General features: G+C 59.2%; 10 protein-coding genes. 3 read left to right on the plus strand and 7 right to left on the minus strand.

The window, feature by feature from the left end; all coding sequences use genetic code 11:
* Positions 1-196: 196 nt before the first annotated feature.
* Positions 197-1,216 (plus strand): methionyl-tRNA formyltransferase, encoded by a 1,020-nt coding sequence (fmt, locus tag P8A25_RS12050; RefSeq protein ID WP_240454377.1) that lies wholly within the window; start codon positions 197-199, stop codon positions 1,214-1,216.
* The gene (locus P8A25_RS12055) at positions 1,217-3,223 is read left to right on the plus strand and encodes an ATP-dependent helicase (RefSeq protein ID WP_022396897.1); all 2,007 of its coding nucleotides are present in this window, start codon (positions 1,217-1,219) and stop codon (positions 3,221-3,223) included. It begins immediately after the preceding gene.
* Between the two features lie 62 nt (positions 3,224-3,285).
* On the opposite strand, the gene P8A25_RS12060 is transcribed toward P8A25_RS12055, so the two are convergent.
* The 4 genes from P8A25_RS12060 to P8A25_RS12075 all read right to left on the minus strand — a co-directional run bounded on the left by P8A25_RS12060 (position 3,286) and on the right by P8A25_RS12075 (position 9,542).
* Positions 3,286-3,972 (minus strand): PEP-CTERM sorting domain-containing protein, encoded by a 687-nt coding sequence (locus tag P8A25_RS12060; protein ID WP_180973005.1) that lies wholly within the window; start codon positions 3,970-3,972, stop codon positions 3,286-3,288.
* 477 nt (positions 3,973-4,449) lie between these two features.
* Complete coding sequence (locus P8A25_RS12065) at positions 4,450-6,744, minus strand: sodium:solute symporter family transporter (RefSeq protein ID WP_022396899.1); 2,295 nt, start codon at positions 6,742-6,744, stop codon at positions 4,450-4,452.
* 12 nt (positions 6,745-6,756) lie between these two features.
* The gene (gene galK, locus P8A25_RS12070; RefSeq protein ID WP_180971117.1) at positions 6,757-7,899 is read right to left on the minus strand and encodes a galactokinase; all 1,143 of its coding nucleotides are present in this window, start codon (positions 7,897-7,899) and stop codon (positions 6,757-6,759) included.
* Between the two features lie 266 nt (positions 7,900-8,165).
* Entirely contained in the window at positions 8,166-9,542 is a 1,377-nt protein-coding gene (locus tag P8A25_RS12075; RefSeq protein WP_102721131.1) for a sugar transferase, read from the minus strand.
* A gap of 402 nt (positions 9,543-9,944) precedes the next feature.
* On the opposite strand from P8A25_RS12075, the gene P8A25_RS12080 reads away from it, so the two are divergent.
* Complete coding sequence (locus P8A25_RS12080; RefSeq protein ID WP_022396903.1) at positions 9,945-10,610, plus strand: RNA-binding protein; 666 nt, start codon at positions 9,945-9,947, stop codon at positions 10,608-10,610.
* A gap of 258 nt (positions 10,611-10,868) precedes the next feature.
* On the opposite strand, the gene P8A25_RS12085 is transcribed toward P8A25_RS12080, so the two are convergent.
* The 3 genes from P8A25_RS12085 to P8A25_RS12095 form a co-directional block, all read right to left on the minus strand.
* Positions 10,869-11,603: a L,D-transpeptidase family protein gene (locus P8A25_RS12085; protein ID WP_215442396.1), complete on the minus strand. Its 735-nt coding sequence runs from the start codon at positions 11,601-11,603 to the stop codon at positions 10,869-10,871.
* An 81-nt stretch (positions 11,604-11,684) separates the two neighbouring features.
* Complete coding sequence (locus P8A25_RS12090; protein WP_146019374.1) at positions 11,685-13,580, minus strand: hypothetical protein; 1,896 nt, start codon at positions 13,578-13,580, stop codon at positions 11,685-11,687.
* Positions 13,581-13,597: 17 nt separating this feature from the next.
* Complete coding sequence (locus tag P8A25_RS12095) at positions 13,598-14,029, minus strand: hypothetical protein (protein WP_146018274.1); 432 nt, start codon at positions 14,027-14,029, stop codon at positions 13,598-13,600.
* Positions 14,030-14,047 lie beyond the last annotated feature (18 nt).

The following is a 14,047-nucleotide window of genomic DNA, read 5'->3' on the forward strand; positions in this document are numbered from 1 at the left end:
CTTGTTCCCGGCGGGACAGCCAGCGGGAAACACGGAAAAACACCTTCCCGCGGACTGCGTGAAAACGCCCTGCCGGGAATGAAGGCCTCCCGGCCTTCATCATTGGATCCAATCCGGAATGAATCGAAGGGGTTTTGTCTGCAAGGGCCGAAAGGCCCCTGCAGCCCGCGGACGGAAAAGGACCGCAAAACAGCATTTGCACACCATTATTCCCCTCCCGAATCCGGATTTAACATTGACCTGCGCAGGCCGTCAGGGCAAGCTTTCAGCCATGCGCATCGTCTTCATGGGCACAGGCGACATTGCCATTCCCGCCTTCCGCAGCCTGGTCCGTAACTCGGACCTGGTAGGCCTGGTCACGCAGCCTGACCGCCCCGTCGGCAGGCACCAGGTGCTTACGGCTCCCGCTATCAAGAACATTGCCAGAGAAGCGGGCATTCCCGTGCTCCAGCCGCACTCCCTGCGGACTCCGGACGCGCTGATCAACCTTAAAAGGCTGAATCCGGACCTGATCGCGGTCATGGCGTACGGGCAGATCCTGAGCCAGGAAGTGATTGACATGGCGCCCATGGGCTGCATCAACGCCCATGCCTCCCTGCTGCCGCGCCACCGCGGAGCGGCCTGCATCCAGTCCGCCATCAAGTCCGGCGATTCCGAGACGGGAATCACCATCATGCACATCGTCAAAAAGCTGGACGCCGGGGACATCATCGCCCAGATCAGCACCCCGCTGGAAGGCACGGAAACCGGCGGCTCCCTGCACGACAAGCTGGCCCAGATGACGCCGGACGTATTGCTCCCAGCCATCCACGCCATTGAAAAGGGAACCGCCACACGCGTCCCCCAGAAGGAATTCCTGGCGACGTACGCTCCCAAGCTCCTGCGTGCGGACGGAAAGATTGACTGGACGCGCCCCGCAGAGGAAATCGGACGCATGATCCGGGCGTATGACCCGTGGCCCGGCACCTTCACCAATTACTGGAACCGCAAGAAGCGTATCCGCAACATGAAAATCTTCCCCGGCTTCTCCATCGTTCCGGAGGCGGAAGGGAAACCGGGCCAGGTGCTTTCCGCCGGAGAACAGGGGCTGCTGATCGCCTGCGGAAGCGGCGGCCTGCTGGTGACGAACGTCCAGCTTGAAGGAAGTACGCGCATGAACATCTCCCAGCTCATCGCCGGCCACCCGAATTTGAAAGACATCCATTTTGACGTGTAAATGGCCAAGTCCTTTTCCATGGAGAGCCTGAACGCGGCCCAGAGGAAGGCCGTACAGACCCTGCAGGGGCCCGTGCTGATCCTGGCCGGGGCCGGAACGGGCAAGACGCGCACCGTCACCTGCCGCATCGCCCACATGGTGGACCGCGGCATCAGCCCTAAAAGCATCCTGGCCGTGACGTTCACGAACAAGGCCGCCCTGGAAATGAGGGAGCGCGTAGGCCAGATGGTGGAACGGAAGGCGGCGCGCCAGATCATGGTGAGCACCTTCCATTCCCTCTGCGTGCGCATCCTGCGGGAGGACATAGGCCGGCTGGGGTACAAGACCAATTTCACCATTTACAGCGGTTCCGAGCAGAGCGGACTGATCCGGCGCCTGATCGTACGCCACGGCGGCATCACGGAAAAAATCACCCCCAAGGACGTGCTGTCCGCCATGAGCCGGATGAAGAATAGCGGCCTGGGCCTGGATTCCATTGAAGACAACCTGACGGCCAACATCGCCGCCTCCTACCAGCGGGAGCTTCAGGCGCAGAATTCCGTGGATTTTGACGACCTGCTGATTCTGGCGGACAAGCTGCTGAAGGAGCACCGGGACGTCAGGGAGGCGTGGCAGCAGCGCTTCCGCTATATCACCGTGGATGAGTTCCAGGATACCAACAGCCTCCAGATGAGCCTGCTGGGACATTTGGTGGGTCCCGCGCACAACGTCTGCGTGGTGGGCGACGACGACCAGTCCATCTACGGCTGGCGCGGCGCCCAGATCAGCAACATCCTGGAGTTCGAACGCTTTTTCCCAAACCCCGCCGTCATCAAGCTGGAGGAGAATTACCGCTGCACCGCCCCCATCCTGGACGCGGCCAACGCCCTGATCCGCCACAACCTGGGCCGGAGGGACAAGACGCTGCGCGCCCACAAGGGCGGCGGAGAAGCAGTGAGGCTGATTTCCATGCCCGGAGATGCGGAGGAAGCGGAGTTCATCATCACGGACATTGAAAACGTCCGCAGGCAGGAGGAGCGCCCCTGGGAGGATTTCGCCATCCTGTTCCGGGCCAACACCCAGAGCCGCATTATTGAACAGACGCTCCGGGAGCACAAGATTCCCTACCGCATGGTGGGGGCGCAGAGCTTCTTTGACCGCAAGGAGGTGAAGGACCTCATTTCCTACCTGGCGACCATCGAAAACCCGCAGGCTGACGAATACCTGCTGCGCATCCTCAATACGCCCCCGCGCGGCATCAGCGAGCTGACCAGCCACCTGGCCATCGACTGGAGCCGGGAACACGGCAACAGCGTATGGGCCGCCCTGCAGGACGACGAATTCCTGGCCACACTCTCCACCCGCGCCCGCAACAGCGTGCTGGAGTTCAACGACCTGATTGCCAGATACATCGACCTTTTCCAGGATAAGGAGACCGATTTTGGAGACGCCCTGGAACAGCTCATTGAAGAAACCGGATTCAGCGAGTACGTCACGCGCCTGTGCAAGACGGAGGCAGAAATCCAGAAGCGGCTGGTATCCATCGGGGACGTGAAAGCCTCCCTCCGCAACTTCTGGCAGCCCGGAAAAACCCTCCGGGATTATCTGGCCCAGGTCACTCTGGACAAGGAGGACAATGACGACGACGTGGAGAACAAGCCCGGCGTGTGCCTGATTACCATGCACGCCGCCAAGGGGCTGGAATTCCCGGTGGTGTACCTCGTGGGGCTGGAAGAAGGCATCCTGCCCCACAAGCGTTCCCTGGAAGACGGCAACTGTGACGAAGAACGCCGCCTGCTTTACGTGGGCATCACGCGCGCCCAGGAAAAGCTCATGCTGACCTATTGCGCCACGCGCCTGCGCTACGGGGACCGCATGCCCTGCCAGCGTTCCTCCTTCCTGAGTGAAATTCCTCCCCACCTGATGGATTATTCCAAATGGGAGGATCTCATGAATGCGGAAGCGACGGAAGAGGAGTCCGGAAACTTTTTCGACTCCCTCCGCAGCATGCTTCTGGAAGATGAATAAAAGGCAGCCGGGTGTTTCACCGGCTGCCTTTAAACCATGAGTTATTTTTTACCGGGACAGGTTTAACGGGAACGGCGGCGGCGCATCAGCAGGGCTGCCAGTCCAAAAAGGCTGAGGGAAGCCGTGGCCGGTTCCGGAACAGCCAGGCTCGGCATTCCGTCCCTGACTGCCAGGGCGGACATTCCGTAGTCGCCGGCCAGGGAAAGCAGGCTGTCGGAGAAGTCCATCGTGACCGAAGAGCTGGGATTGAAAGAAGAATTGGTTTCAAACTGCCAGGTCAGCATGAACGTACCGCTGGAAAGCAGGGTAGCCAGGCTGCCGCCGCTGATGTGAAGCAGATCCACTACCTGCCCGTTGGAGCCGGCCAGATAGATATTCTTGACGTTGATACCAGTACCGGTCAGGTTCACGGGGCTGTTCGTTCCCCACGTGGCCACATTTGCCAAGCCGCTTATGGTGAACACGGAAGACATCGTATAGGAACTATTGGCCTGAAATCCGGTGACGCTAACGTCACCGGGGGCGACGAGGCCTCCCACCCCAAGAACCAGGGTCTCATTCCACCCGCGGGTGGTCTTGGCGGCATCCAGGTCATAGCCGTAAGCCTGCTTCCACATGTTCAGGCCGCCGGTCCCGATCGTGTGCGTACCGTACATGTTGCTGTTGGTAGCCTGCACTCCTCCGAGCAGACCGCCGGAGATGTTATACGTAACCTGAATCGCGGACGCCGTACCGTCCGTAGCTTTCATGGAATTGCCGGTCGTGCGGTTGCCACTTGTCATTGTACCGCTTGCCAAATTCCACGGAGCGGAATAGGTGTTCGAACTTTCGCCGAACGAAACCATTGTCGTTTTCCCCCATCCCGGTGCGGAGCACAGGAGAGCAAGGAGCGACATTATACATAAACGCATTTTCATATCATCAACAGAGATGGAGTTTTTCCGTTTGCTTATATCCTGTTGACGTCTTTCCTTTGATTGACGATCAACAAGGGATTTGACTCGAACCCGCCTCCCAGGTTCACACGATAGATGAAAAAAAAGTCCCATTTTTTCAATTTCATACGCAATTCGTTTAGATACAACAAGAAAGCATTTGTCATCCGTTTTGACATCCTTTTCCGCTCCAAGGGCTTCAGGGCAGGTTCATCCTCCTTTCCGGGCACAAAAAATCCCCCCGGCCTGGACCGGAGGGATTGAAAAACACAGGCTTAACGCCCCTGCCCGTTACCAGAAGATGATGTACAGGGCAACCGTCGCGGCAATCACGAACCAGCCGAATATCTTGGCGCGTGAAGAGGACTGGAGGGCCACCACGCCTCTATCGGGCAGCACGATGGACTGTCCGCCGCGGGCGGCGTTCACTGCCGTGAAGATGAAGCCGATGATCACCACCGTAATAAAGCACACGGCCATGCGGTTCAGGAAGGCCATTTCCGGCTGCCATATCTTCAAGGCTCCGTACAGGAGGGCATTGATGACAATACCCAGCCAGCCGAAGATGCGCGGGCACTTGGGCACGAAGAAGCCGAAGAGGAACACGCACAGGGCGCCAGGACTCAGGAAGCCCTGGAATTCCTGGATGAAGTTGAAGATTCCTCCGAAAGCCGGGCTGTCCAGGAACGGCGCAATGCACAGCGCAATCACGGCGCACACCAGGAGGCCGATCTTGCCAACAGTAACAAGCTCCGTGGGCTTCGCGTTCCTGCGCAGCTTGTTGTAAATGTCCATCGTAAAGATGGTGGAGGCGGAGTTCAGCATGGACGCCAGGGAAGACACCACCGCGCCGAAGAGTGCGGCAAGCACAAACCACGTCCAGCCCGTGCCGGGCAGCAGCTTCCTGATCAGCGTGCCGAAGGCGGAGTCATAGTCAAAGCCCACCAGGGTATCCGTCAGATAATAGTTGTCCGAGTTGTCTACGGCCGGCTTGATGATCTTGCTGTTAAGCGAGGCGATCTTTTCCACGAACGGAGCGCGTTCCGCCAGAGTAGTCTGGTCATTGGCGGCATCCGCCTTCAGATCGGCGCAGGCCTGTTTCAATTCGGCCATGACCTCGCCGCCAACCTTCATCACTTCCGCATTATGCAGGGCGTGGGCGCAGCCTTCTTCCACGTTTTCCACCAGGAAGCTGTCCGTAAGCTTGTAGATGACGGGACGGCCCTTGACGGCCTCGGGATTTTCCGCCTTGCGGATTTCCGCCGCATACTTCACTTCTGCCTGTTCCTTCAGGTCATTGCGGTACAGGTTGTAGGCCAGAATGCCGGGAACCACCACCACAAACGGAATGATGAGCTTGAGGAACGCGGCGAACACGATGCCCATCTGGCCTTCCGCCAGGGACTTGGAAGCCAGCGTACGCTGCATGATGTACTGGTTCAGGCCCCAGTAGAAGAAGTTGGGAATCCAGAGACCCAGGCAAAGGGCCGTCCACGGGATTTCCGCATCGTCAGCAGGGCGGATCATGTGGAGCTTGCCGCCCACGGTATTCACGCCGCTGGCCGCATCGCCGGAGTTGAGTTCAAAGAAGCGCGTCACCCCGTGCCAGAGGCTGTCCGAGGGATTTCCCAGGGAAGCGACCGTTGCGCCGGAATTGGCGGCGGCAGACTGCACCAGATGGTTCGGGTCCGCACCGCTCAGCGCCATCAGGGCAAAATATGCCACCACGCCGCCGCCTACAATCAGGGCGGCACCCCAGAACAGGTCCGTCCAGGCGCAGGCTTTCAAACCGCCCACGAACACGTATACCGTAGCACAGAAGGCAATGATGATGCAGCCCACGGTGATGTTGCCGAAGTCAATGCCCATGGCAGTGTACCCCGTAAAGAACACGGAGATAACCTTGGCGCCGGCGTAAATCACGCCCGCAGTCGGCACGCCCACCAGAATCAGCAGCGTAGCAATGGCCATGAGGGAACGCGCCAGCGTATTATAGCGGTATTCCAGGAATTCGGGAATGGTGTATACACCGCCCTTCAGCAGCTTGGGAAGGAAGCAGAAGGCCACGACTACCAGCGTGATGGCGGCCAGCCATTCATACCCGGCGATCGCCATGCCAACCCAGTTGGCGGCCTTGCCGGACATCCCCACAAACTGTTCCGTGGAAATGTTGGCGGCGATCAGGGAGAAGCCTACCAGCCACCAGGTCAGGCCGCGGCCGGCCAGGAAGTAGTCTGAAGCGCCTTTGGTCTTCTTTTCTTCCTCCGTTTCCTCAGGATCACGGCTTTTCCAGATGCCCAGGGCGATTACGCCCACCACAACCACACAGAACAGGATGACTTCCGTTATGGAAAGGGGGGCTGTCTTGGGTTCAGCGGAGGCTTCCGGAGCTGTCTGGGAGGCGACGGCGGCGGGGGCCGCCGGCTGAAGTTCCGCAGCCGGCTGTGCTTCCGCAGCGGGGGTCACGGCCGGAGCGGCCAGGGCGGGCTGCGCATCAGCCGCCGGTGCGGGCACGGAGCCCTCCTGGGCGGAAACGCCCCACGTCATCAGGGCCAGAGCCCCGAATATGGTTGCTAGTGTTCTCATAATCAGTATGGATTAAGCTTGGTACAGGACACGGGCGCCTTCTCCGGCACAGGTCACAAGGTAAGTGGTTTCAATGCCCGTTTCCTGACAGTAGCCGTCCAGAAGCTCGCGGGCCACCTTGTCCACGTCTTCCGTCTTCACCAGGGCCACGATGCACCCGCCGAAGCCGCCGCCCGTCATGCGCGCGCCGTAAATGGAGGATGCGGAAGGAATGCGGTCGCAGAGGGAAACCAGGGTATCCACTTCCGCGCAGGAAACTTCATAATCGTCACGCAGGGAGGCGTGGCTGCCGCGCATGGCTACGCCGGCTTCATCCCAGTCGCCGCGGGCAAGGGCGTTCGCAAAGGCGTTTACGCGGGCGTTTTCACCAATGACGTGGCGGGCGCGGCGGTAGCGCACGTCGCCAAGCTGTTCCTTGAAGGATTCCAGCAGCTCCAGCGTGGCTTCCCGCAGGGAGGGCACGCCCATGATGGCGGAGGCTTCCTCGCACTGCTTGCGGCGCTGGCCGTAGGCTCCGTCCGCCAGGGAGTGCTTCACGGCGCTGTCCAGCACCAGCACGGAGACGGACTCGTTGTTCATCGGCACCAGTTCATATTCCAGCGTGGCGCAGTCCAGCTTGAGGGCCATGCCCTTCTTTCCGTTGGCGGAAATAAACTGGTCCATGATGCCGCAGGGAACGTTCACGAATTCATGTTCCACGGCCTGGCCGATCAAGGCCACTTCCTTGGGATCAATTTCAACCCCGGCGAAGGCGGCAAGCGCCGTGCAGACGGAAACTTCAAGAGCGGCGCTGGAGGAAAGGCCGCCGCCGCGGGGCACGTTGCTGTCAATCAGCATGTCCACCGGCCCGATTTCTATGCCGCGCCTGTGCAGGTTGGCCAGGACGCCGCGGACGTAGTTGGACCAGAACGGATCGCCGGGAACCAGGGCGTCCTCCACCGCAATTTCATGGATCTGGTCGCCCAGGGAGCCGCAGAAGCGGTGCTTGCCCACGGGGGAGGGAGCCACAGCCACAACACAGTGGTTATCAAGCGCCATGGGCATCACAAAGCCATTATTATAATCCGTGTGCTCACCGATGAGGTTCACACGCCCCGGCGCCGCAGCCACGTGAGTCGGCTCCTGACCGAAATACTCGATGAAATACGGAGTCACCGTTTCTTTAGAGATTTCTCGCTGAACTAAATCCATAGTGGGCTGATTCTGCCCCATCCCTTTCCGCACCTCAAGGTTAAAGTCTCCGCCCCGCAACAATTTTCTTCATTTTCAACCAAATATTCCAAGCACCCGTTGCCAGCCGTCCGCATTCCTTTCAAAAACGGGCCTGCACCGGCCTGCCACGAGGCGCCAGCCCCCTCCAAATCCCGTTGCAAACGACGGCCTCCGGCTTGCATTTCAGGGATGCGGGGAAAGGCGGAGCGTCACTTCGCCCCGCGGGCGAACAGCACCGCCGGGACAGTTTTCAGGAGCAGTTTGACATCCAGCCACAGGGACCAGTTGTCAATGTACTCCATGTCCAGCTCCACCAGTTTTTCAAATTCCCGGATGTTGCTGCGCCCGGCTATCTGCCAGTACCCCGTCACCCCGGGCAAAACGCTCAGCCTGCGGCGGTGGGCGTCACTGGTAAAGGCCTCCGTCTCATAAACGGGGAGCGGCCGCGGCCCCACCAGGCTCATTTCCCCTTTCAGCACGTTGATGAGCTGGGGAAGTTCGTCTATGCTGAATTTGCGCAGGAAGCGGCCGAAGGGGAAGATGCGAGGGTCATGCTCCAGTTTGAAGATGGGGCCGTTCATGTCGTTGCCGTAACTGGCCTTCACCTCATCCAGCCTCTTGTCCGCATCCCGGTACATGGTGCGGAATTTCCACATGCCGAATTCCCGGCCATACAGGCCGGAACGCTTCTGGCGGTAGAAGACGGGACCGCGGTCAGACAGCTTGATGCCTACGGCCGCCAGCACCCACAGGGGGAACGTGCCCACCAGAAGCAGGAGCGCGCCCACCCAGTCCAGTATCTTTTTCAACTGCCAGGAGGTGGTGTAGGGAATGGGGGTGGACTTGTACACCAGCATTCTGGTTCCTCCCAGCACGCCAAAATAGGTTTTATGCACGTCGGGCATGCTCACTACCATGCTCGCGTAAAAATCCACTCCCATCTTGCCGCACAGCTCCACCAGGCACCGCGCCACGGCGGAGTCCACCTCCTCCGGAAGAAACACCACCTTGCTGATGCAGCCCTTGATCAGCAAATTCCTGACCTCCGCGCGGTCCACCTCTTCCGGAGCCATCACCAGCAGTTCATCCTTGAAGTCCACATGGTCGCTTTCCAGCATCTTGCGGAACTCCTTCACATGGTCCGGAATGCCCACCACCAGCGTGGGGGCCTCCTCCACCAGCCTCTTTTCCGCCCGGAACCGGCTGATGCGCAGCCAGAGGGCGCCCAGGAACGTGAGCAGATAGGCCAGGGTCTGGACAATAATGTTCGCGGAAAAGGGAACAAAGTACTTCCACGTCACTACGCTCAACACCACAAAACAGGCGTACGCCATGACAAACCGCCGGATGCTTCCGCCCAGCGTCATGCACCGGTAGTAAACGCCCAGCTGGTCACAGCAGACATACAGCAGCAGGGACATCGTCAGCGGCGTCAGCACCAGTGTGCGCAGCCGCCACGGTTCCGGAGCCACCCCCATCCATTGCCACGAAACGAACCCGACAACGAAGAAGATGACGAATGCGAGGATGGAAACGACAATTTTATTGATCCCGTAGGTAGTACGGTCTGCATTTTGAATCAGCATCGAGAGAGAGTGTAAGTTAGTCGGCACTTAAAGTGCGCTGTCCCGGTCTTTTTGTCAAGTTGCATGCTCACCCTGCCGCTTTCCGCCCGGAATAATGCGCCCTTCCGGACGGTCTTCCTGTCTCCGGACGGGCGGAAAGCCCAAAATGACGGTATACCGGCTTGCAAGAATCCGGCTCCCTGTGCATTGGTATACGCGTCAATCGACCGGACTGGTACCGCACCTAGCCTGATCGCCCCCCTATCAGACCACGCATGGACCGTTGATCGGGGCACGGGGCATCCTTACTCCTGGCTTTTCTCATGGTAGCGGAACGTCCCGGCGATTTTCCGGATGGAACTTACTGCGTACAGCGATAAATCCGGCATGACACCAACATAATCATCAACTTAGAATATAAGTATGTCACAGCACAACACACAGGGAAGACAGGGCCAGGGAGCCCGTCGCCGCTATAACAAGGGCGGACGCTCCTATGGCAATGACCGCCGGGATTCCAGCGGCTACCGTCCCAAGTATAAAAAAGAAGCACCTGCCAAACTCTCCTTGTGGCAGCGTTTCCTGGGCCTCTTCGGCATCCGCCCGGCCAAGAACAACAAACCCGCCGCCAGGGATAAAGCCGCCGCCAAAACCAATACCCGCGTGGCCCGCAACAGGCAGGAGCGCGTTTCCGCTCCCAAGCAGCCCGTCTCCAACCGCAGGCTTTACGTGGGCAACCTTTCCTATGAAGCGACGGAAAGCGACCTTGAAGACGTATTCAAGGGCATCGGGGAAGTCAGCTCCGTGGAAATCATTTACAACCCCCGCACCCACAAGTCCAAGGGCTATGCCTTTGTGGAAATGAAGAAGATGGAAGATGCCGTCCGTTCCGTGGACATCCTCCACAACCAGCCCTTCATGGGCAGGAACCTGCTGGTCAGCGGCGCCAATGAACGCCAGGAACAGTCCCGGCAGCCCCGCGAAACCCGCGAGCCCCAGGAAGAACAGGTTTCCATGGAGGAAGTGAAGGAAACCTCCACTCCCCTGCTCCAGCCGGAAGCTTCCGCTCCCCAGGCCCAGGAACAATAACCGTTTTATCATGCAGAAGCCGGCCTTTGGAAAAAGGCCGGCTTCTTGCGTTTACAGGACGACGCGTTTTATCCCTCTTTCACAAAATCCTCTTTCGCCCTCCGCCTTCTCTTTCCGGAAAACCTTCGGCCTCGCCCCGGTCAAAAACGTGCAAAACCATGCAGCCCATACGCTTGCGCCTATGCCGCCACGGACTGGAAAAACTTGAAGCCCCGTGTCCCCCTTCCCGGCGACGGAATGAGAAGAGGACCATGACCGTCACGGCAATCCCCAGGCTCCGCGCAGGCGCAGGTATTCCTTGGCGGGCAACAGGATGTAAAGGGGATGCTGGGAGGGGTCCAGCCATGCGATCATGGCTCTCAAATTTTCCTCGCTCATGGCGGTGCACCCCGCCGTGGGAGCTCCCCCATCCCTGCGCCAGATATGGAAAAAGATGGAGGAACCGGCTCCCGGCACGGGTTTTTCCCGTCCGGATGCGGCATTATGCCGGATGAACAGTTTCAGGCTGTGGGCGTAATCGTTCAGCTTCATCTGCTGCTTGAACTCCCACGGCGTGACGGGGTCATGCTTCAGCACGAAGTGCTGGTTGTACAGCGGAGAAGCGGGATCATCCACCCACATGTCCCGCGGCGTGATGCGGCGGTACGGCATGGAACGCTTCTTCTGCGGAACGGGAACGGTGCCATACACGCCCCCCAGCTCAAAGATGCCGGCGGGAGAGCGCAAGTCCCCCTCCTTCTTCACCGGACCGCCGGAGGGAGGCATGCTGACGCCCCTGCCCCACACCAGACCGGACTTTCCCAGACGCGCCGGAAACGGACCTTTCACCATCACCCAGCCGCGCGGCCCCTTCTCCAGAAGGCTCAATTGCACATGGGAGCTGTTCCAGCCGTCCGCGGAACCCACAATCACCTGGCTGCAATCCGCGGGAAGAGCCGCGGCCGAAAAACAGAACGCCGCCAGCATGCACAAACACAGGTATACTGCCTTCATGGTCCGTAGCATAACGGCGCCGCTCCGGAAAAAAAGCAAATACTCCGTCTCCGCAGCCGCACCGCTGAACGGAAAACTTCCCTAGTTCAGCGGAAGAACCTCGTTCAACAGGGATTCGATGCCTTCCTTGGCAAAGCGGGAATACAGGTACAGCTTTTTGGCCTCCATGTACTTGCCCAGGGCGGAACCCACTTCTCCCGCGTTCCTGCACTTTTCCGCATCATTCAGCAGGTTCACCAGGGTACTCGCCTTCGTCGTCAGGTCCAGATACTGGGCGTTCAATTCCTGGTCATTGATGAACAGCTCCTGGTCCTTGGAACGGAGCTGCTGGAGTTCCTCCCAGGCGCCGTACACGTCCTGCATGGCTTCGCGCTGGCGCGCCGCGCCCAGAGCCCGTTCAATAACGGCCATCTTGCCAAGGTCCTCCACAAACTGCTTCTGGAGTTCCGGATCATCCTTCACCAGAACGGCGAATTCATGCTGGTTGTCAAAGATGCGGCGGTAATTCTTATTCTTGTGAAAGCGCTTGAAGTCCTCCAGCGCGTGGGACTGCTGACCGGCGGCCATCATGGCGTTCCGCAGCGGAAGAAGGCGGGGGTTCTTGGGCCAGATTTCAATGGCGCTCTTCAGGCATTCCTCCAGCTTGGCCCGGTCACCTCTGGCGAGGGCTTCCTGGCCCTGGGCAATATAGGCGTCACTGGCGAACACGGCGGCGCTGATGGCGGATTCCGCACGGCCCGTGCTGAAATCCCGGGAGGTCTTCTTGAGGTTTTCCACCAGGGTGAGGGCTTCCTCGTAATCCTTGCCGTTCATCAGCTCAAACAGCTTTTCCACGTCCCGCTTGAAGGCGTACAGCTTCTGCTTCTTTTCATACGGGAACGTGTTCACGGCGGGCATGAACTCCCCGATCAGCAGCGCCTCATTCAACCGTTCCAGGGCATCCACGTAATGATGGGAATCAACCAGGTTGTTCACGGCCTTCATGTGGCGGTCGGAATCACGGGCCAGCTCCCGGGAAAGGTTGTCCAGAATGGCGACGGTGGGCGGGGTGCCGAGCGTGCCGCTGAACATCTTGGCGGCGTCCGAATTCTTGTCCAGCCGCAGCTTGGTATCCCCGTCATTGAACAGGCGGCTGTAAATGCCGCAGCCTATGGAAACATGGTCAAAGCGCCGCTGAGCGAATAACTGAACCAGCGTGGACTGGAAAACGATCTTCGCTTCCGTCACCGTCAGCACCTGTTCACTCTCCAGCTTCAGCTTGCGGGCCTCCATTTCCACCATGCGCTTTTCCAGGTACTTGTAGCGTGGGTTGTTCTTGGCCGGATTATTGGCAGAAGTGCCCTTTTTCCCGCCCTTCTGGTTGGAGGGAGAGCCGGAGCTGGTGGTCACGCCGCTCTCCATGAGGCTCATTTTCTGGGCATTGCTGCGTATTTCCCTCTCCATCGCTTCAAGCATCTTCCCTTTGTTCTTTCCATTGCTCTTGGCCTGCCATGCGGTGTAGATAGCCTGGCAGAGGGCATCGGAAACGCCACCGTCCAGCGGATTGCTGGAAGCGGCGGTCAGCAGGTCCACCACCTGCCGCACCACGTTGTCCGCCATCAGCTTTTCCTTGCGCATGGAAAGCGTCTCATGAAGCTTTTCAAAAATCTTCTGGTATTCCTTCGCATCCTCCGTGCTTTCCTCCGGCTGGCTCAGGTACTTATTGAAGCGCGCCTCAATTTCCCGGAAACTGCCCATGTTCAGCGTTGTTCCGTTGATGGTCACGGTGCCGTCCTGGGGATTCAAGAAAGGAATTTCATTGCCGTACAGGGACTTGGCATCTCCCTGCCGGGAAGGCTGGTAGGCATTCGGCTGCGCGGCAGGCGGGGAGGAAGGGGGCGCGGCAGGCGCACCGCCGCCGGAAGCGGGGGGATTGTACATCATCTGCCCCAATGCGGGAACCGCGCAGGCCAGGGTCAGGAGAAAACAGCTTTTCATGGGGCGGGGAAGGTTGTTCATTTAGGCTGAATGGATGTGGCTACGCATACGCCGCGCACCTTCGGATTGACGTCTTCCACCCGGAACTCTATTCTGTATTGCTGGTCCCGGTTGATGTTCAGTCCGTTCCTGGCTTCCGCAGAAACACAGACGGGAATAATGTACTCACGACCGGAAGCGTCCCTGTACAAAAAGGAAATCAGCTCGGACTCGCCGCGCGGAAAACGGTCGATCACCGTTCCGTCCAGCGCATAGTTGTTATTGGAAAGCTGGGAGGCGTTCGCCGCCAGGATATCCAGCGGAATATCCGACCCCGCCTGCGGCTTCTCCCTGGCACGGAACACGACAAACCCCACGATGACGGCCAGCACAAGAACAGCCGCGCCGGCCATCAGCATCGGCGTGGATGATGAGGAACTCTTCTTTTTTGCTGCACGTCGTCTCGCCATAACTTTTGATGGAAAAAG

The organism is Akkermansia sp. BCRC 18949, assembly GCF_045011645.1.
Taxonomy (GTDB): domain Bacteria; phylum Verrucomicrobiota; class Verrucomicrobiia; order Verrucomicrobiales; family Akkermansiaceae; genus Akkermansia; species Akkermansia massiliensis.